Here is a 19,090-nt window from a genome sequence, read left to right as displayed (position 1 = left end):
TTTCCCCATCCGCGCCGCATTGCTAACAAAATTATCAGAGCCTGTATCTTGCTGCCGCGGGATAATAATAGTAGAAACCTAGAAGAACGGACGGAGGCTATCGAATGAACGACGACCTTGCAGGTTCCTCAATAACCGTTGTATTTCAGCAAGGAAGCTGGTGGTTATCCGACCCGGTGAAAGACGTTTTTCTAAGCACGGGTATCAACCACGTAGACCCTTATTTTCTACTCGGGCCATACAACAAGGAACGTTCGCTTCGCGTCTATGGCGACGACCTTATCGACGAGAACGGTAATGTTCAAACGAGGAGTAAGGCGTTTAAACAATGGGTTCAAAACGTACAGACCAATATGTCGAAATGGGGCTTTAATACATTTGGTTATCATACCTGTATCCCCTATTCTGCGATCAGCGACTCATTGTATTTCATCGCGCAAATCCGCGTTCTACCCGAGCAAATTGACTTCCATAATTTTCCTGACGTATTCTCGGAGACCTATGCCAGGCAAGTGAGAGACGCTGTTCAGCGCGTCTGTAACGCCAATAAGCATAGGAAGAATCTCATTGGGTACGGGTTTATGGATATGCCGGCACTCTCGCTAGGAGGGTCGAAATTCCCGCCTTCTGCCGATTGTCTGCATCACCGCTCGCACCGCCTATTCGCCCACAAACTGTCGGAGAAAAACCAGCAGTTGCTGGACGATCCCCCTATCCATCCTTGCGTTAGAAGATATATGAGCCTCCCTTCCCATTCGCAAGGAAAGCAAGCATGGGTGCGCCTGCTTCGCCAGCGTTATACCAGCCCATCATCTGTCGAAGGTGTATATGACGTATCGTGCCCGGATTGGGAGGCGATCTCCAACCTAACCGAATGGCCCGAGCCGCTTCACTCCGATCAAGCCCGGCAGGACAGCTACGCCATGCTGGAATGCATCTATGATGCTTATTACTCTCTTCACTGTCGCGAGATTCGCCAGGTGGATCCACACCACCTCATTCTTGGCGATAAACTGAACGGGAATCTGCCGCTCTCACACCATATTGTGCAGATCGTCGGCAAATACGTTGATGTCATCTTCTATGAATGCTTTTCCCGCTTTGAGGATCAGGTTGATGATCTGAAGCTGGTCTATCAGATGACAGGGAAGCCTGTCTTGATGGGGGATTCATCCTTCGCCTCTCTCTCTCCTAACCAGATTTTTTCGCGCGGAACGCTTCTCCGCTCGCAAGAGCAGGTCGGCGTTGCCTATAGCGAATATCTTCGTCAGCTGTTCACACTTCCATTTATCATCGGGTGGGCCAACTGTGGGTACATGGAAGGCTGGGACGGGCTTCACAGCCCTTATGATCCGTTCTGTTCCATGCAGAGCGGGCTGGTGGATCCCTTCGAACAGGTGATGCCGCACACCGTGCGGCCGATAGCTCTGGCTAATGCTGCAGCCCGTAATTGGCATTATCAAGGAGGGATGGTGAGATGAATCTAAATATAGGACAATACACACGTTCCAGCAATGTAGAAATGAAGCTCGGGCCCAACTGCTACTGGAACAACTGGCTAACCTCGCTGCAGTTTCACGACATAAGCGAATACGCGCTGGCTTTCGTTAATTTCGGCTGCGTATATACATATACAGGAGGAGAACTGGCCGATTTTATTGAGAACGAAGACGACGAGACGATACGCTGGATATTTGAGGCCATTCAACTCCAGGAGCTGCCCTATAACTGCGAGACGATAAAGCACACCAGTTCGCCTCTGCTGCTAACCTTGGATATTTATCATTTGGGGCTCAGCTATCCGGCGTATTTGCTGGAACATGAGCTGCATATTTTGAATATTATCGGCATTGAACATGGGCATTATCAAGTCGTAGACAACCACTACGGTTTTTCCGGACTAGTGGATACTCAAACGATCGATGAGGCCGCTTCATCAGATAAGGTCGAGGGATGTGGAAGCTTGACAATGTTGATTCCTCTCGTCCGCTCAGCGACAGAAGAACACGACTTCCGGAATCAATGGAAGCAGGTGCTCAAAAGAAAGATTGAATATTATCTGGATGGAATTTATCTGTCAGACGTCCCTTACCCGGGAGGCGTTCGCGCGATCTCCCTGTTAAAAGAAGAACTGCCAGACTTACTGGCGCTGTACAGCATCCCCGGATCTTTGCAAAATCGGCGGCTCAGCATCCGATTGAATCAGTATTATCGCTATCCGCGAGAAGGAGTCTTGCACTTCTTCCGACTGCACGAGAGAACATTCGGCCGATGGTTTCCAGGCGGTTTCCTTAATCAGCTTGCTATATCCGCCGAATTAATGCGTAAAATCATTCTAAAGGTGCTTGTCGCTCAGATGGGGACACAACCTCTGCAAGAGCAGCTCGCCTCCTTACAGACTCTCCTGCAGGATTTGGAGGAGACTGAATGGCGAATTGCCGATTCCCTACGCTGCATTCACCGATCCATTCCATAGCAGGCCAGCCGTTGGCCGTATAAAATACGACTCCCGCGATGCGAGGAGTCGTATTTTATACGGCTATGGACGGGAGATTGGCCTGACTTGGGGGAAGAGATATTCGTCATGGTCCCGGACTAATGTATATTGGCCGCCCCATACCATAACTTCCCGAGGCAATCGATGGCTCAAGAATAGAACCGGACTAGCGGTCAAACCATAAGCGCCTGCTCTGCGAATACGAACAAGGTCTCCCTTCTGAAGTCGTGGCATCTCGACCTGTCTCCCCAGTAAGTCTTCAGGTGTACATAACGGTCCTGCCAGCATTTGAAGCGCTAATTCACGCCGCTCTTCAACTACGGCATCAATCGGGAAATTTTTTTTCAGAAGACTGCCCGCTCCCCCTCCTGCAGCAAAATGATGCGTCCCTCCGTCCAGAATCACGTAATGCGCGCCTTTGGACGTCTTCGTACTCACCACTTTAGCAATATACTCTCCTGCCTCTGCAACCAAGAAGCGGCCTGATTCCATCATAAATTTGATCGGCCCGAACGACGCGATAAAACGGGATACTCGTTCATTGATGCCAGCAACCAGCTTCCGGCTGTCCAGCTTCTGCTCGGCTGCAAAGTATGGGACACCCATTCCTCCTCCGATTCCGAGGTATTGCAGTCTGATCCCGTACTTACGCATGAAGCGACCCGCTATGTCGAGCACGCTCTCTGTGTTGCTTATAATCACGTCTGCATCCAGTATCCGTGTTCCGTAATAGACATGCAGCCCGTATATGTGTACTCTCCCAGTACACTGCGCTCGTTCAACTGCCTTGTCTAGTACGTCTTCATCTATACCGAACTGCCTGGAGATTCCGCCCATCTTCAGCTTCGATCCCTGAATCGTTTGGCTCGGATTTACACGCAAGCCTATGCCCACCTGCTTCCCCGTAGCTGCTGACCATTCATTCACGACATCAAGCTCGTCAAGTGATTCCACGATAAAATACCCGACTCCCCCATCCAGTGCTTCCACTATATCCTCAGTGCGCTTGCCTGGACCCAAATACATCATCTCCCCGGGCTTGGCCCCGCACCTAATGGCTGTCCGATATTCGTATGGAGAACACACTTCAAGCTGCACGCCGCTCTTATGTATCTCATGCACAAGCGTCGCATTCGGATTCGCTTTCAACGAATAAAAGAGTTGAATGGCAGCGTGTAAGTGGGAGACCAGATCCCGAATCCGCTCGTGCACGACAGTCAGATCGTATACAAACAGGGGGGTATCGTATTTACTGACCAGATCCCGGATGAGCATGTTGTTATCCATTGTACTCCTCCCCCCTATGCATGTCTGTCGACTTCATGCATACCGCACAACCGGCGATGCCTTTCGAACCCAGACATAAAAGAATGTATTTATCGTTTGGCTTCAGAAGCCCCTTGCGATTTGCCGATACATAATTCACAACGATATCATTGACGAACTGGTGGCCAACTTCGTCCTCCCCGCTATAAAATAGCTGCTCGGAAACCCGGAGAAGCTTGGCCAGAAACCCCCACACATTGGATGGAGTACGATTCACGATAATAAGCTTGATTTCCCCGATGCTGCTGCCCGATTCCCTCAGTACATGGTCAATCACCTTTTTCATGGAGACAAGATAGGATATATCCCAGGGATCCGAGGTTTGATTCGGAAGAACACGGGTATCCATACTATTTCGAACAGATAGTATTGGATCGCCCTCTATGTTAGATAGTAAGAATGCCCCCGCGCCGTCGCCCGAGAAAAAATCGTTCTCGATTCTTGAGAACGGTAAGAGATACCTGCCTACCGAAACAATGATCGCCAAGTCATCCTTGTTGCGCGACTCCCGGGACAGTACCTGCACGATTCCCAAAGACATGAGGGAAGCCGTACAATAGACATCCCTCACGGAAAAACCGTTCGCCTGATGAAAACTAAAGTACTCCCTGATTTCCCCGAATAGATCAACCTCGCTAGGAAAGCAAGATACGTGATAAGCTAGTATCACATATTTGACTTTCGCGGGGTCGAAGGAGCATTTCTGTTGCAGGCCGACTATCGCTTTTTTCATGAGCCCTATCCCCGAATCCGGCGAAGCGTCGTAATACCATTCATTCATGCGCTTCTCATAAAAGGCTGCAATATCTGGATAAATGGCAGATTGCCTAGCCAATTCGCTGGCTTCGAGTCTTGCTTCAGGTAAGACGTAATAAGTCTGCCGAATGCGTCTCATCAGGGGAGCTTCCTACCGATTTGAGCTTCGTATATAAACGCTGCAAGTTCTGCCATACTCGTCAAGTGCTCAGGCAATACAGTCGTCATATCAAAAGAAGTTTCTGACTCCAAAGCCAACAGTAGCTCAATCATCTTGAAGGAATCCATCTCATAATGGTCAGCTAATGGTGCCGAGTCATCCCATTCCACTTGGTCGGACGACTTATCGATTACGATACACAGCTTTTCTCTGATCAGCTCCATGATTTGCTCTCTTTCCATGTGTCAACCTCCTTGTTTGTTCACCTTTTACGCTGCCGACAGTAACAGACAACCCACAGCCTTGTGGTCGGCAAAATTTAACAGGATATAAGGCCAATCCTTCCCTATACCTCTTTCATTTATATCTTCCAACGAATAGAACGGGTCGGCAGTCAGGAGGTTTTCTTGGCTGCTATGAGTATAAATATGGGGTAGGGCTGCTCCAATCCTCTCCTCATAATGAATGCTCAGTCTCTGGGGCACGACCAGCGTTTGTTCGGGCTTTACACCCGCCTGAGCCAGCATATCCTGCATCAACTGGATGGAGCGATCTGCGATCTGGACATAAGAGGCAGGCTGAGTTTGCAATTGGCGAAGGAACCCTTCCACCTTCCATTTCCCCGAATCTGGCGATAGCTGGAACAGCGCAGCGGCCTCACTTTTTGGATAACCGCGCCCCTCATCCCAGCTCTCCGACATTCCGTACAGCTCCTCCATGCATATGACAATTGTATTGCAGCGATAGAGAGAAGCTAATTCAATAGCGAGAATCGGGCAGACTACTCCTTGATCGCATAAAGAAAAGACCGTGGCGTCACGGAAACCAAGTGCTTTTTTGTTATGCAACGCCGTGCTTACTTTTGAAGACGGATAGGTATCGTAGCAATTGATGACATACGACGGACTTTCAAGTTTTTCTGTCTGTTTCTTATAGAGCTCTTGCGTATATTCGTAGGGTTCTCTCTCAAAAAAAGGCCGATGCCTAAAATCCGATGGCACGGAAGAGCGTATGATATGATTGGCCTTCTCTATCTCCTTGTGAATATGAGACATGGAAATAGATCGAACCATCGGCAAATGCCTCTCTCGATCCCAATAACAAGACGGGACACTCATGTACAATTCAACTTCTCCGGCAAACAGCACAACCAATCCCTCCATATAAACCTAAGGTTAACAATGCAAAGTACTCCCCCTTCGCAATATACTCTGCGCGAATGAAAGCTGTATAATTAATGAATGCATCCGTCATCTCCAAAGGTCCGTGGCGATTGTTTCTCTCTTTGAAGAATAGCTCGAGGGGTAACTTTGCCGTTTTGGCGACCGCTGACCACACCCCGGAATTGGCATTGCTCGTCACGATTTTTTTTAGGTCGCTTACAGAGACACCGGCTGCTTTCGTTGTTCGGTGAAGCAGTTTCGTTAAGTTGATCGATGTAAAATAGTCACCATAAGGTGTATTAATATCCATCGTCGTCTCGTGCAGGACGGCTGCAATGGTGTCTCCTTCGCCAGCTTTGCTTAATAGAACCGCAATAGCGGAGTCGCCGGTTACAAAGTAGTCATCGAATCGCTGCTGAACCGTGGGGCTTCTTTCCGCAACAATTAATACAATTTGATCCCCATCATTCCCGGCTGCCAGCAAATCCTTGCAGATTTTAAGCCCCATGATAGAAGTGGAGCAGTATAACTCCCTGACCGCGAACACCTGAGTATGATCTAACTGGTAACGGTTTGTCATTAATTGATTGAGCGTGTAGGTGTGGGGCACAAAGACATCGCCGTAACAAATAACGATGTAGGTTATGCGAGCTCTGTTGACCGTGGAATCTTCCATTAGCTTATCCATGGAAGCGAGAATCAGATCAAGACCGCTAATAGACGGGTCATAGCGAACCATCTCTCCATGCGTTCCCGCGATCCGATCGTATTGCTCCGCAGTCATAATACCCGCTTCAACAAATCGGCTGATCGCCATTTCACTCTTCGGTATTGTGATTGCCACTTTGTTCACAATCATAGCGGGAGAATCTCCTCTTGCTCACAAATTAGTTTCGCAACGCTCCGTCTGTCAATCTTGCCGCTGGTTGTAAGCAGCATATCCCTCCCGATCAGGAACCGCTCAGGTTGCTTCCATAACTCCAGCCTATCCTTCGCGACCGATCTTGCGCGTTGAATACAGGCCGCTTCGTCTGTTCCCTCTCTCAGCACCATGTAAACGCCGATCTTATGACCCGCATGCCGGTCGGGTATGCCAACAGCCACAACCTCGATGATTTCATTAAGATGCGCCGATAATGTGTTCTCAATCTCCAGAGGATCGATTCGGAAGCCGCGCGACTTGAACATGCTGTCCTTGCGACCTAGAAAATAGAGAAAACCATCGGAGTCTTTACAGAATAGATCTCCTGTCCGAAGTCCGCGAATGCCGTTCCGGTTCAAGAAGACCTCCTGTGTCCTTCTCTCATCCATCCAATATCCCATACAGACATGCTCGCCCCATACAACAAGCTCCCCGGCAGCATCCGGCGGGCATTCTTCCCCATTCTCATCCATAACGACGGCTTCTGTCCCATTCAGTGGAACTCCCGTCGAATTCCTATGCGAGGCAACTAAGGATGGCGGAAGATAAGAAACTCTCTTGCACTCTGTCACCCCGTACATCAGAAACAACTCTGCATTCGGAAAACGATCGATTAGACGCCCAATGGTCGCATCTGGCAAAAAATCTCCCGTATTCGTCAAATAACGGATGTTCTCATAGATGGCATCATTGAACTCCGTTATCCCTGCAAATAAAGCTCGAAGACCCGGAAAACCCGTTATACCCACATTCATCAACTGCTTTCGAACATCCATAGCGATATACCGGCCACCATTTCGCAAATGCAAGCTAGCCCCTCTGGATAAGGTCAGAAAAAGCTGATAGAGTCCATAATCGAATGAAAGAGGTAGATAACTCAATACCCTATCCTCTGGACGATGAACCAGAAAATGGTTAATGGCATCCGTTGTAAACCGGATATTCGCGTGGGAGCTCATGACCCCTTTCGGCTTCCCCGTGCTACCGGAGGTGTAGATCAGCGCGGCCAACTCTCCTGTCTGCGTATAGGTCCGATCTTCCGGCTCTCCCGCAGAGAGCCACGTACCGAAAGACATTGCCGGTCTAGGCGTTCCCTTATCCACTGCCTCATCATTGCCTTGAGAGCCGTCCCCCGTATATAGTACAAGTCGGACAGATCGAATATGCAGCCACGAAGGATACGTGACAGAAGAGACGACCATAGAAGCCTGAGCATCGTGAATAATTTCCGCTGCCTTGACCCAGGGGGTATCCGGATGGATACACAGAAATACGGCCCCTCTCTTTAATGAACCCAATATTGCAATGACAGCCTCCGCGCTATTGGGACCATATATCGCGATACGTTCTCCACTGCGTATTCCCCAATTGCTGCATTGGTTGGCGAACCGCCTGGCTTGGGCATCCAACTGACCATAGGTCAACCGTTGTTGTTCTGTAACAAGCGCTTCTCTCTCCTGCCAGGTTGAACATGCCTCCGCAAGCCAACTTGCGACATTGTTCATACTCTCACCTCGATTGCTGCGATTACTGAGCCGTATCACATGCGCAGCAACATCTGGGTCAATGTGCTGACGTTTACAAAATCCTCAGGAGACATTTCCTCTAAGCGGAACGATATAGCCAGCTTCTGCTCAAGCAGCATCAGAAATTCAATCATCGCCGTCGAATCGATTGCCAGGTTCTCGAACAGGAGAGGGTCGAGCCAATCAATCCTCGTTTCAGCGTCTGAGCCACCTATGACCGATAGAACAGATTCCTGGATTGCCGTTAATATATGTTCCTCCGTCATATTTCCACCTCTTCTTCTTCGCATAAGATAATACCTTCGGCCTCAATTTCTACTTTCCACTCTGGCCTAATAAACCGGCTGACTTCCATCACGGTGCACACAGGCTGTATCTCGCCCAACATCTGTCTATGGATGTCGCAAACCTGTTTCCAATCCTCTATATCTGTCAACAAAATACGTGTGCGCGTGATGTCCCTAAAGGACAAGCCCAGATCGGCTAAGGCACTGCCGATAATCTGCATACATTGTCTGGTTTGTCCCGCAACATCGTCCGGGCTTACCGTATGTCCGTCTCTGCCGATTGATGCCGTACCGGCGACAAAAAAATGCCGGCCTCTTCGTATCGCTCTGGAAAATCCAATCTCCCTTTCGTATGGAGACCACGAATAGGATTTGTTATCGCTCATGATTCCCCTCCTGATTCCGTCTGATATGCTCCCGTTTTATACACCGGGAGATTCATCCCGTTCAGCATGTAAGAATAATCCTTTGCCAGGCTCACGAGAAACATGGCGACCTCCTCAGGTTCCATCCACTCCGTAGCTCCAGGATGCATCTCCCGCAGCATCTTGGTATTTACCATACCAGGCGACAGACAGACTGAACGTATACCATACGGCATCCCTTCGCTGGCGATGTTCTCAGCCAGCCCTGCACATGCGTATTTTGAAGCCGTGTAGGCAGAGAAGCCCGGAAACTTCTCCTGCATAGGGATCGAAGCTAAAGACCCCATCTGGACGATCAATCCTCCTGTTCCTTTCGCCCGCATCGAACGAAAAGCCCATTGAGACAGCATAAACGAAGCCGTTACGTTCACCTTAAAGAGTTGTTCCCATTGATCGACTGAGACCTCACCGAAAGGCAGCCTAAATGCAAGCGCGGCATTATTAATGAGCAAATCAATAGAAACCGCTTGTAATTCGTTCCCGATCCAATGCCGTACAGCCTCTGTATCGCTTAAATCGCAGACATGAACCTGTAGCTTTTCCTCTTTTGCCATATTGGCAAGCATCGTCTTGTCCATCTCTTTTCTGACATGAGCATGAACGTTGTAGCCATTCGACAGCAGTGCCATGACGACCGCCTGTCCGATTCCACCCGAGGCCCCCGTCACCAATGCATTAAGACGATTTATCTTCGGCATAGAGTTCCCCCATTCATCGACGTCTGGTACCATTATCATCTCATATCGAAATTACTTATCGCTCTGCTTCCCTTTCTCAAATTTCTAAAGCATCCAAGCAGGAATTGAATGGTTTTTGTTGAATTATGTAGGTTATGAGGGTGTAAATTACATCATTGAAGCACATAATCATTGCTCCTCAGTAAAACTATCTATGTTAAAGGAGAGAGCGCAATGTCAGATTGGAAAACCTCCATTATGGATTTGGAAAAAACAGATATATCGAGGTCTAAATTCCAGGAAGTGAAGGCAGAACAGCTTCATTTTGATAATGTTAGTTTGGCAGAAACCAAAATTAATAATGCTAACATGTCTGGAACGGTTATTAACGATGCAAATATCGGCGGTGCGAACATTAGTAATGTCAATCTCTCCGGCACGACTATTCAGAACGCAAATATGACCGGGGTCACTATAGACCATATTCACTTGTTCGGCTCGGCTTTCCGCAATATCGTTCTACCAGTGGAAGGCGACTCCAACTACGATCCGGAACAAAACTACGCCCCTGTCCGGTTCGAGAATTGCAATCTAGCTGGTGCAATCTTGACGGGAAGTGATTTATCGAACATCGAAATCAAGGATTGCAATATTAAAGGTTTGAAAATCAACGGTATCCTAATTGAGGACTTGCTTAATAAGAAGTAACGTATTAGTCGTCAGCCTATAAGGATCATGCTGAGGACCGGCGCCCTGTAGCCTGAGCAATTAGCTTCCAGATAAGATGATTATCGAAGGGAAAACTATGGAGCATATTATTATTCGAGGTGCCCGTATTCATCATTTAAAAAACCTAAATCTCGAAATTCCGAAAGGGAAATTTGTCGTTTTTACAGGGGTCAGTGGTTCCGGCAAATCGAGCCTAGCGTTTGATTTATTGTTCGAAGAAGGTCGTAAGCGCTATCTGAATTCGATTGGATTAAGCGCTAGTGGTAGCCTCCGTGAGAACGAGCCCTTCGACCATATCCTTGGTCTGCCGCCAGCGATCTCTGTTGCGCAACAGACGATTCGCCAGACAAACCCGAGAAGCAGCGTCGGGACGAAAACAAAGTCGATCGACATGCTGTGTCGGTTATACGCGTTGGAAAGCCGCGACGCATGTGGTCATGTCTCCAGGCTCAGACCGGAAATGTTCGCTTACAACCGACCTGAAGGGATGTGCCCCTACTGTTTCGGCTTTGGTTACCGCATGGAGGTGGATATCCGAAAGCTGGTGCCGCAGACAGACTGGACACTAGAGAAAGTTTGTAAAAATTTCGGTGACCTTCTCACCCGCCAGTTGCCTCGGCTCGAAGAAGCGATCGGCGTCGATTGGCGCACAACGCCTTATCCCCTGTTAGATGCGAGCCATCAACACGATTTTTTACATGGCATTTCTGGTGTATTTGAAGGAGCAATTCCTTTTCTGGAAGCCCGGCGAGCTACGTCGCCGATTTCTCGAGCTCTTTTCGAAAGACGCTTTTTCAGTCCGATTAAATGTAAGCGTTGCAATGGATTCCGCATTACGGAACAGGCCAAGCAATATGAAATAAACGGAACCCATATCGGTCGGCTTATGTTACTGACAGTGAGTGATATGCGTACTACATTGCAAGCATGGATGAACCAAGATGCTTCAATCCAACCCGAGAGCAAAATTATTCTTCAATCATTGCTTGCCGTATGCGATCGACTGCATCATGTCGGATTATCATATTTATCGTTGGTTCGCTCCATTCCGTCATTAAGCGGCGGTGAATTGCAACGATTATTCCTGATGCTGCATCTTCAAAGCGATTTTGACTCCCTGCTTTATATTTTCGATGAGCCGACAGCCGGACTGCATGAGGCCGAGAAAGAAGATATCATTCAACAGATCAGAGTGCTCTCTAGTAGCGGAAACAGTGTAATCGTTGTCGAGCATGATGACTCTGTTATACGTGCCGCCGATTATGTTGTAGAACTGGGTCCGGTAGCAGGAAAACACGGGGGCAGTATTATATTTTCTGGCACACCCGATGGGCTAATGGATTCACCAAGTTCTGTTATCGGCCCATACCTGACCGGCCATAGAGCGTTTCCACCTAAGCTTACCCGGAAGCCTCCGATTGGAATGATGCTCTCCATTCGTGATGCGGCGCTTCACAATTTAAAAAAGGTGACAGTCGATATTCCTTTGGGCATCCTGGTCGGCATTGCCGGAAAATCCGGAAGCGGCAAAAGCTCGCTCATTTCTGGCACACTGGTTCCGCTGTTACAATATTATTTTGATTCGAACCAGGATGAAGGAGATGAAGATGCTCGTTACCGAGAGGGTCAGATACTTGACGGAGTACAGGGATTAGGCAGCTTAAGTGGCTGGGAAAACCTGAAAAAATGTGTTGTTGTCAATCAGGCGCCCATAGGGCGCACACGAATGTCAACGCCGGCAACCTATGTCGCAGTCTGGGATAAATTACGTAAGCTATTTGCTAATCTGCCCGAATCGGTTAGCCGCGATTATACGCCGTCTCACTTCTCATTCAATACAGAGCAGGGGGCATGCCCTCACTGCAAAGGAGACGGCACGATTCCTTTGGACTTGGGACCCCTCGGTTCGATCAACCAGACTTGTCCTGAATGTAACGGAACACGCTATAAGGCTGAGATTTTGGAGATTCTCTACAAGGGCTATTCTATTTACGATGTGCTCAATGCCGAAGCAGAAGAAGCGCTGAATTTGTTATCCGACCATAAAAGCATTACCAAAATGCTTGAAACGCTCGTGAAAGTAGGGCTTGGTTACCTCTCATTGGGACAGCCAGCCCCCACCCTGAGTGGTGGTGAGGCACAGCGCATCAAGCTGGCTCGAGAACTCGGTAAAACGAATAAAAAGGGGACGTTATACGTTCTAGATGAACCGACGACCGGACTTGGTCCTACCGACATCGAGAAGCTGCTCCTTCTATTGGAGGAACTCGTTGAACAAGGCAACTCTGTCGTCATTACCGAACATAAAGCTGCTGTTCTTGCACAATGCGACTGGATCATTGAAATGGGTCCTCACGGTGGAATTGAGGGGGGGCGTGTCATTGCGAAGGGGACGCCCGAACAATTAGCCGATCATCCTGACTCACACATCGGTATGTATCTGCGCAACCCTGTATCCCCTATATAAATAGTTATAAGGCTGTGTCCGCATGACAGGGAACAGCCTTATAACCACTCAATTCCAATGTAATTAGGAAGAATAAATATACTTAATGACATCTTCGATCCGAATATTACCGACATTGATGTCCATAACTGGATACCTCTCGAAAATATTCGTTACATGCTGCTTAATATCTCTATCGCCTAGCTGTACTTCAATCTTGGCTGTTAAGCTTTGATAGGAAAGGACTTTATAGGGATGAAGCTTCTCAAGCGGCACAGGCTCGAGGAAGGTAATATCGATCACCTTACGGTCACGGAAAAATGAGCTCAGGCTGAGCATCGAATTGTCGAATACGACATGTCCATTGTTGATAATGGTGACCTTCTCACATAAATCCTCAAGATCGGATACATCGTGGGTCGTAATGATAAACGTCGTTCGCAGTTCTCGGTTTGCAAGGCGAATAAAATTGCGGATCGTTTCTTTGGAGATAATATCGAGACCGATCGTCGGTTCGTCCAGAAATATGAGTGTCGGCTCATGAAGTAGCGCACACACCAATTCGCACTTCATCCGCTCGCCCAGAGAAAGTAATCTCACCGGCTTGTGTATGACTTCCCCAATCTTCAACAGATCATTAAAATATTCGATACGCTCGCGATAACGTGCCATGGGAATGTTGTAGATTTCACGGTTCAATGCAAACGTGTCAACAGCGGGGAGATCCCATTGCAACTGCGATTTTTGACCAAAGAGCACGCCAAGGTTTTTGACATACTTTTTACGGTCCTTCCAAGGTGTCATCCCCATGATCTCCACCTTTCCCTCGGTCGGATGCAGAATGCCGGACATAATTTTGATCGTCGTTGACTTGCCCGCACCATTGGGACCGATTAAGCCGCGGATTTCACCCTTATTCACACTTAAATTAATCCCGTCTATCGCAAGAACACTCTCACTCTTCCGCCCCCAGTAGCCTTGAATACTGGATAACAGCCCCTCCTTCTTCTTGTACACCTTGAATGACTTCCGCAATCCTTCAATATTGATGATGACTTCGCTCAATACTTATCCCCCCGCACTGGTATATTGATACAGACACCTCTTCCAGCATTGCAAGCTTAGCCAGAATAAAATCACGCTGCTTCCGGCAGCAATCCACATGCCCGAGTCAGACCGGTCAAGCAAGATTTGTGCAGGATAGAATGTCCATACGGCAATCGGCAGCAGAGTTACGAGTATGGAGGATATAGCCGACGGAAATATATTGACCGGATAGTCCGCAAAACCGAGTAACCGGTTGATAATGAGCTCTATCCCCCTCGTTTGGATAAGCATAATCGTCACAGCGCTGAATAAGATTGTAATCGCCAGAAATAAAATGAGCCCCGCGGCAAACATAACCACCAGCAACCCCGCCATTTTCCACGAAAAGATCAAGTTAAGACGGTGCCACGCCATAGATAGGATGAAGATACCCGTGACACAAGGTCCAATGCTGCTGAGAGAAAAGCCGCTGACGAGCAACACGCCTATAGGCGAATAAGGTTTTACGAGAAGCCTGTCGAAATCACCCGTTCGGATCAGCTTCATGACGTACTCCTGAATATTGCCGAATAATAGATCCCTAATCCCGAACCAAAGCAGTAACAGACCTTGGAACAGCAGAATCTCGTTTAATGTCCACCCTGGATAACCACTTGCTTCAATGAAATATAAGTAATGCAAGTAGGGACCAATACCCGAGAATAGAATTGAAATTAAAAGGCTCAAGATAAAATCGAATCGGTAGGCCATCATCCTTTGCACGCCTAGCTTCATATTCCAAACATATAGCCGCAACAATCCGCGTAATGCTTCCATGCGCCTTTACCCCCCAACAACGACGATCCGTTTCATTAACAACCGCCAGGACACCATACATAATGCGAACAAAATGCCTACCCAGACGAGTTGGTACCCTAAGGTTTGGAGCCAAAAAGCCGTACCTGCTCCCCCTCCCCGATTAAGAAAAAACTGTATAGGAACATAGAAAATATATTTAAACGGGAGCGCATCGCATACAGAACGAAGCTTAGCCGGGAAGAAATCCAATGGAATCATGCCACCCCCAAGCAAAGAAGCCACGGTGAATACAGTTCTTCGCACGCTGCTGTTACTGTGTATAATAACGGCGCTTAGCCCGATGAGATAGCTGATCAGAAAGTAAATCAGGAACGACAGGAACACTACGGGAATGAATCGGATAACAGAAGGGAGCTCTAGAAAGACAGGAGGATATATTAACATGAATATGAAAAAATCAGGAATAACCTCAAATAGCAGCCCTCCGATACGGAGCGTAACGGCATTATAAAATTCAAACCGGAAGAGTGACAACGGTCGAAGTAAAGCGTTGCCCAAATCCCCTGATAAAATCTGCCCGGATAATCTGCGATCCGTATTATTCCATATGAGTATCGTAATCAGATGCACGACATTGAAATACCATATCATCTGCGTCAACGTATATCCTTGTATCATCAGCTCGCCATGGTGATTAAATATGCTATAGAAAACAAGAATATTGAGTAGCAGAATTAACGGATGGACGATAAAGGAAATAACTAGAGCCTTGGGGTGTACCCAAAATAATCTAATGCTGATAAGTAATGTCTGCACCATCACGCGCATTACAGTATGCCCCCCTATACAGTCAAACGGCTGGTCTCGACCGGGTTATCCTAGCGCCGGCAATATGGACCCGATTATCGCTTGTTGGCTGTCAACAATAACTCGATCTCCTTCTCTCCGAGCCTCGACCTTCGCAATATGTCGGTTAACTTTGCCTCGGCCTCCGCCGCTTTGATCGCAGCGTGTTGTAAATAAGCATTCAGCATGCGTTTCATTCCCTGGTACGGGGGCGGTAGATCCTCCCCCTGCGAGACCAACAGGTAATCCATCAACAACGCTCTCTCGTATTTAGCCGTCTGGACGTGTTTCCCTTCGGAAACGAAGCTATAGCGCGGATCGATATAATTTTTGTAATAACTGGCTCCGCCGAAATGATAAACCGCCCTGTTATCCTTACGGTTGACGGGGAGCTTCTGAATCCGATAGCCCTCGTAATAGGCAAGAAGCTGAAACAAGACAAGTGTATCAATGAATCTGGTTTCAACACCGGAATGAATGGCTGATTCTACTGGATATGGCTCAATGTCGGGGGGGAATGAAGGAAGTTGGAACAGGTTCTGAAGTAGCTGCTCGTGAGACTTGTCAAGTAAGCTCCGGTGACGGGAGTGCATAACGGCTTCGTTGCTTCTACTCAGCAAATAGGGCCGGGGCGAGATGTCGGTATGCTGGCGCAGCGCATTCACCGCTTCCATGTTCACATAAAGCAAGTAGGTATTCGCGATTTCTGGTTGAAGCTTATGGCCTCGCTTATCGATAGCTTCACTGTCGATCCGGTATGTCCAGGCTGCCGACAACACAGCATCGCCTACCCGGGTCAAGTCCGTGAGCACTTCTGGATTAAATACAAAACAATCGATATCGATCCAACCGAAATGGGTTCGATTCACGCGAAATAGAAAATCCCAAATGGTATGATCTGTGTAAGACCTCTCCAAATATACCGCAGGTCTTCGTGCCTGAGAGCTTACCCATTCTTTCTCGGCTGGAACAAGTCCGGCCCCAATCAGAACAACGTTCATATCGGGTGGTATGAATTGGAGTGCCTTGCGTACCCACTGCAATAAACCTGTAGAGAAGAACATATAGTAGATGTCCTTCTTCTCTGCCAGAGATTCGTAAAAATCATGAAAAATTCGAAAATCCTTATATTCTTGTTGAGCTTGCAAGGAATAGAACGAAGCGTAGTCTATGCTCATCTAGCCCCTCCCCTTCTCCTGAAGTTTTCTCTGAATCCCCGCTACGATAATGGCTATCGTTGCAAAGTTCCCCAGCAGCAGCTCGTCATCGTTATATTCAATCTCATATTGTTTCTCAATCTCGACTACCAATGTAATGGCAGCGATAGAGTGCAGACCAAGCTCCCTTAGATCATCCTCAGGCCCAAATTCTGCGTGGATTGCAACAACGTCCCGAATCATTGCGCTTACCGCTTTGACCGTATCCTCATAAGTACTAATCAAGCAAATTCCCCCTCACTATGAAGTCAACGAATAGAACATTTTTCCCCAGCGGGCGATTTTTCTAGCGATTTGTTCGTCTTGAAGAGTTACAATGTTGATCGCATCGGCTTCCCATACGAAATAATTGGCTATCGACTCATGCGATACTTCATAAGGATTCAACTCCCGCCATACTGCATCGAGCTCTTCCTTCGCCATTGTACCAGATACTAAAAATGGTTTACGGGGGTGAGGCTTGGTGGCCGGGTAGCGTTCATGATCTGACAGCTCTATTCGTTCTCCATTTATATGCAATGCGCTGATCCCTTTACGAAGAGCGAAGTTCAATGCTTCATCCACACGGTTAATAATGGGTTCTTCATTATCATTAAGCGAGGTATTACATAAGAGAGGCACACCCGTTCTACGATAGAACGCAAGCAGCAGTCCATAAAGAATCGGGTTGGTTTCCGAATTTACGGTCTGCACCCTTGCCGTGTAGTCCAAGTGGGCAATCGCGGGGACAAGCTCTCGCTTGTCTGCCTTAATCGTAAACGTATGCAGCATATACGGGGAAGGATATGCATCTTCAAACCATTCCTGAACATGCTCTTCCATAATGACTGGAGCCACAGGCCGCCACCATTGGCGTTTCTTCATTAGATTGAGTATCTCCTTCGTCCGATTCGTCCGAGGATCGCCCAAGATAGATCGGTTTCCAAGCGCACGCGGGCCTATCTCGGCTGAGCCCTGAAACCAGACAACAGGACTCTGAATAATATCATCAACGGCTTGATCCTCGTCTGCCGGGCCTGTGCTCTTCACATGTGAGGCAAAGGGAGACTGCCGGATGGAAGTCCGGACTGAATGATCCGTCTCGCCAAACGATGGGTGGCTAAGCTGGAATCGTATTCTCCCTTTGTGTTTCTTATAGAAAGCGTATAACCCTATACCAAGCGATATGCCTCCGTCATTTACACATGGCGGCGCAATCAATCCTTTGAATCCGAACTTGCCCATGATGTGGCTGTTGGTCGGACAATTAAGCGCGTATCCGCCCGACATCGCCACATACGTATCTTGAGGGTGAATGTTATAGCGCTCTATTGCACCTTCAATCGTCTCATCAACCATCTCAAGTGATCGTTGCTGGACCTTCTTCATCACCATACTCATTTTACGTTCATGATCTGAGAAATTCGGGTCTGCGTCCGAGCAGGATGGGTCTGACTGTTGCGATGCGAGGTCTTCAACAGCATCAATATAGTGTTTCAGATGACTCCGCATCCACTGATTGAACCCCCAGCCACTCATTGGAATCTCCGGTGGCATATCCATATCGGACTCGCTCTGGCAAGCCGACGCGAGAGCCATCAAGGTGCCTTCCCTCATCCTATAATGCTGCGCCACCCAAAACCACATACAGCCCGGCGATTCCACAGGAAACAGCTCCATATGACCTTCGCGGACGAAGCAGCCGGCAAATTGGATTTTTTTACGGGAATTGTGGTCTAAGAGTATGTCAGGTCCTGCATCCAATGCCAGAGCGAGTATAGTCGAGTGATAAAACTTCTCCGAATCCAACATGATTGCCGAGAAGAGATGCGCAATATTGTGATAGCTATAATCTGGGAAATCATGAATGGAATGATAGTCATCATGCGTTTGAAGGCCCGGTGTTCCCCAAATTTCATTGATGTCTGCCAACGACAAATGCAGCGGCTGCAGCAATTCATTAATAAAGTCTCTGGCTTGTTCCTGACTGTAAAAGGCTATATTATGATTTTTCACACCTGTGATTCGCTCTAACTCCCAGTAACGAATTAGTTCCACCTGGTCACCGGTTTTTTTGAATAACGACAGATTATGATCATGGCGAGCAGATGATTTCAATAAATGCCGCAAACGATCGATTTCCAGGTAAGTCGAGAGATAATATCCGTCCTTCATATGTCCCCCTTGAGCTTGTAGATAGGCAAACTTTATTGCTCGATGACGCTGTGCAGCGGCAATTCCAATACTGTCAGGTACGGCTGTGCATTCATCGTATCAAATATTAGAAAC

Annotated in this window: 19 protein-coding genes; 4 read left to right on the top strand and 15 right to left on the bottom strand. The window is 47.9% G+C overall.

Annotation, left to right across the window (positions count from 1 at the left end; all coding sequences use genetic code 11):
* Positions 1-104: 104 nt before the first annotated feature.
* Both ACY1JZ_RS06490 and ACY1JZ_RS06485 read left to right on the top strand, forming a co-directional pair.
* On the top strand, positions 105-1,481 hold the full coding sequence (locus ACY1JZ_RS06490; RefSeq protein ID WP_462628556.1) for a hypothetical protein: 1,377 nt from the start codon (positions 105-107) through the stop codon (positions 1,479-1,481).
* Complete coding sequence (locus ACY1JZ_RS06485; protein WP_462628555.1) at positions 1,478-2,476, top strand: hypothetical protein; 999 nt, start codon at positions 1,478-1,480, stop codon at positions 2,474-2,476. The genes ACY1JZ_RS06490 and ACY1JZ_RS06485 overlap by 4 nt, the downstream gene beginning before the upstream one ends.
* Before the next feature lie 63 nt (positions 2,477-2,539).
* Here ACY1JZ_RS06485 and ACY1JZ_RS06480 read toward each other — a convergent pair whose 3' ends face one another.
* From ACY1JZ_RS06480 to ACY1JZ_RS06440, 9 genes are read right to left on the bottom strand one after another with little or no spacing between them, the layout of a single operon-like run.
* Positions 2,540-3,784, bottom strand: a complete 1,245-nt coding sequence (locus ACY1JZ_RS06480) for a type III PLP-dependent enzyme domain-containing protein (RefSeq protein WP_462628554.1) — start codon at positions 3,782-3,784, stop codon at positions 2,540-2,542.
* The gene (locus tag ACY1JZ_RS06475) at positions 3,777-4,718 is read right to left on the bottom strand and encodes a beta-ketoacyl-[acyl-carrier-protein] synthase family protein (RefSeq protein WP_462628553.1); all 942 of its coding nucleotides are present in this window, start codon (positions 4,716-4,718) and stop codon (positions 3,777-3,779) included. The genes ACY1JZ_RS06480 and ACY1JZ_RS06475 overlap by 8 nt, the downstream gene beginning before the upstream one ends.
* Entirely contained in the window at positions 4,718-4,981 is a 264-nt protein-coding gene (locus ACY1JZ_RS06470) for an acyl carrier protein (protein ID WP_462628552.1), read from the bottom strand. Before ACY1JZ_RS06470 ends, ACY1JZ_RS06475 begins: the two co-directional genes overlap by 1 nt.
* 27 nt (positions 4,982-5,008) lie before the next feature.
* The gene (locus tag ACY1JZ_RS06465; RefSeq protein ID WP_462628551.1) at positions 5,009-5,812 is read right to left on the bottom strand and encodes a hypothetical protein; all 804 of its coding nucleotides are present in this window, start codon (positions 5,810-5,812) and stop codon (positions 5,009-5,011) included.
* Positions 5,813-5,864: 52 nt separating this feature from the next.
* Complete coding sequence (locus ACY1JZ_RS06460) at positions 5,865-6,761, bottom strand: hypothetical protein (RefSeq protein ID WP_462628550.1); 897 nt, start codon at positions 6,759-6,761, stop codon at positions 5,865-5,867.
* Positions 6,758-8,329, bottom strand: a complete 1,572-nt coding sequence (locus tag ACY1JZ_RS06455; RefSeq protein ID WP_462628549.1) for a class I adenylate-forming enzyme family protein — start codon at positions 8,327-8,329, stop codon at positions 6,758-6,760. Before ACY1JZ_RS06455 ends, ACY1JZ_RS06460 begins: the two co-directional genes overlap by 4 nt.
* A 35-nt stretch (positions 8,330-8,364) precedes the next feature.
* Positions 8,365-8,616, bottom strand: coding sequence for a hypothetical protein (locus tag ACY1JZ_RS06450; protein ID WP_462628548.1), 252 nt, complete (start codon positions 8,614-8,616; stop codon positions 8,365-8,367).
* Entirely contained in the window at positions 8,613-9,023 is a 411-nt protein-coding gene (locus ACY1JZ_RS06445; RefSeq protein ID WP_462628547.1) for a RidA family protein, read from the bottom strand. Before ACY1JZ_RS06445 ends, ACY1JZ_RS06450 begins: the two co-directional genes overlap by 4 nt.
* Positions 9,020-9,760: an SDR family oxidoreductase gene (locus ACY1JZ_RS06440; protein WP_462628546.1), complete on the bottom strand. Its 741-nt coding sequence runs from the start codon at positions 9,758-9,760 to the stop codon at positions 9,020-9,022. The genes ACY1JZ_RS06445 and ACY1JZ_RS06440 overlap by 4 nt, the downstream gene beginning before the upstream one ends.
* 213 nt (positions 9,761-9,973) lie before the next feature.
* On the opposite strand from ACY1JZ_RS06440, the gene ACY1JZ_RS06435 reads away from it, so the two are divergent.
* Complete coding sequence (locus ACY1JZ_RS06435) at positions 9,974-10,447, top strand: pentapeptide repeat-containing protein (protein WP_462628545.1); 474 nt, start codon at positions 9,974-9,976, stop codon at positions 10,445-10,447.
* Positions 10,448-10,544: 97 nt separating this feature from the next.
* Positions 10,545-12,935, top strand: coding sequence for an excinuclease ABC subunit UvrA (locus ACY1JZ_RS06430; RefSeq protein ID WP_462628544.1), 2,391 nt, complete (start codon positions 10,545-10,547; stop codon positions 12,933-12,935).
* A 63-nt stretch (positions 12,936-12,998) separates the two neighbouring features.
* On the opposite strand, the gene ACY1JZ_RS06425 is transcribed toward ACY1JZ_RS06430, so the two are convergent.
* From ACY1JZ_RS06425 to ACY1JZ_RS06400, 6 genes are all read right to left on the bottom strand, one after another.
* On the bottom strand, positions 12,999-13,979 hold the full coding sequence (locus tag ACY1JZ_RS06425) for an ABC transporter ATP-binding protein (protein WP_270166500.1): 981 nt from the start codon (positions 13,977-13,979) through the stop codon (positions 12,999-13,001).
* A 3-nt stretch (positions 13,980-13,982) separates the two neighbouring features.
* Entirely contained in the window at positions 13,983-14,777 is a 795-nt protein-coding gene (locus ACY1JZ_RS06420; RefSeq protein ID WP_462628543.1) for an ABC transporter permease, read from the bottom strand.
* 6 nt (positions 14,778-14,783) lie between these two features.
* The gene (locus tag ACY1JZ_RS06415; RefSeq protein WP_462628542.1) at positions 14,784-15,587 is read right to left on the bottom strand and encodes an ABC transporter permease; all 804 of its coding nucleotides are present in this window, start codon (positions 15,585-15,587) and stop codon (positions 14,784-14,786) included.
* A gap of 74 nt (positions 15,588-15,661) precedes the next feature.
* Positions 15,662-16,783 (bottom strand): hypothetical protein, encoded by a 1,122-nt coding sequence (locus ACY1JZ_RS06410; RefSeq protein WP_462628541.1) that lies wholly within the window; start codon positions 16,781-16,783, stop codon positions 15,662-15,664.
* Positions 16,784-17,047 (bottom strand): acyl carrier protein, encoded by a 264-nt coding sequence (locus ACY1JZ_RS06405; protein ID WP_270166507.1) that lies wholly within the window; start codon positions 17,045-17,047, stop codon positions 16,784-16,786.
* A gap of 15 nt (positions 17,048-17,062) precedes the next feature.
* Positions 17,063-18,976: a carbamoyltransferase C-terminal domain-containing protein gene (locus tag ACY1JZ_RS06400; protein ID WP_462628540.1), complete on the bottom strand. Its 1,914-nt coding sequence runs from the start codon at positions 18,974-18,976 to the stop codon at positions 17,063-17,065.
* Positions 18,977-19,090: the final 114 nt, after the last annotated feature.

Source organism: Paenibacillus sp. J5, from assembly GCF_054955055.1.
The sequence above is the reverse complement of the archived record's forward strand: the minus strand, read 5'-3'. Positions and strand labels throughout refer to the sequence as shown.

Bases quoted from the DNA above. Each gene is read 5' to 3' on its own strand.
- ACY1JZ_RS06490 (WP_462628556.1), top strand. From the start codon at position 105: ATGAACGACGACCTTGCAGGTTCCTCAATAACCGTTGTATTTCAGCAA.
- ACY1JZ_RS06485 (WP_462628555.1), top strand. From the start codon at position 1,478: ATGAATCTAAATATAGGACAATACACACGTTCCAGCAATGTAGAAATG.
- ACY1JZ_RS06480 (WP_462628554.1), bottom strand. From the start codon at position 3,784: ATGGATAACAACATGCTCATCCGGGATCTGGTCAGTAAATACGATACC.
- ACY1JZ_RS06475 (WP_462628553.1), bottom strand. From the start codon at position 4,718: ATGAGACGCATTCGGCAGACTTATTACGTCTTACCTGAAGCAAGACTC.
- ACY1JZ_RS06470 (WP_462628552.1), bottom strand. From the start codon at position 4,981: ATGGAAAGAGAGCAAATCATGGAGCTGATCAGAGAAAAGCTGTGTATC.
- ACY1JZ_RS06465 (WP_462628551.1), bottom strand. From the start codon at position 5,812: ATGGTTCGATCTATTTCCATGTCTCATATTCACAAGGAGATAGAGAAG.
- ACY1JZ_RS06460 (WP_462628550.1), bottom strand. From the start codon at position 6,761: ATGATTGTGAACAAAGTGGCAATCACAATACCGAAGAGTGAAATGGCG.
- ACY1JZ_RS06455 (WP_462628549.1), bottom strand. From the start codon at position 8,329: ATGAACAATGTCGCAAGTTGGCTTGCGGAGGCATGTTCAACCTGGCAG.
- ACY1JZ_RS06450 (WP_462628548.1), bottom strand. From the start codon at position 8,616: ATGACGGAGGAACATATATTAACGGCAATCCAGGAATCTGTTCTATCG.
- ACY1JZ_RS06445 (WP_462628547.1), bottom strand. From the start codon at position 9,023: ATGAGCGATAACAAATCCTATTCGTGGTCTCCATACGAAAGGGAGATT.
- ACY1JZ_RS06440 (WP_462628546.1), bottom strand. From the start codon at position 9,760: ATGCCGAAGATAAATCGTCTTAATGCATTGGTGACGGGGGCCTCGGGT.
- ACY1JZ_RS06435 (WP_462628545.1), top strand. From the start codon at position 9,974: ATGTCAGATTGGAAAACCTCCATTATGGATTTGGAAAAAACAGATATA.
- ACY1JZ_RS06430 (WP_462628544.1), top strand. From the start codon at position 10,545: ATGGAGCATATTATTATTCGAGGTGCCCGTATTCATCATTTAAAAAAC.
- ACY1JZ_RS06420 (WP_462628543.1), bottom strand. From the start codon at position 14,777: ATGGAAGCATTACGCGGATTGTTGCGGCTATATGTTTGGAATATGAAG.
- ACY1JZ_RS06415 (WP_462628542.1), bottom strand. From the start codon at position 15,587: ATGCGCGTGATGGTGCAGACATTACTTATCAGCATTAGATTATTTTGG.
- ACY1JZ_RS06410 (WP_462628541.1), bottom strand. From the start codon at position 16,783: ATGAGCATAGACTACGCTTCGTTCTATTCCTTGCAAGCTCAACAAGAA.
- ACY1JZ_RS06400 (WP_462628540.1), bottom strand. From the start codon at position 18,976: ATGAAGGACGGATATTATCTCTCGACTTACCTGGAAATCGATCGTTTG.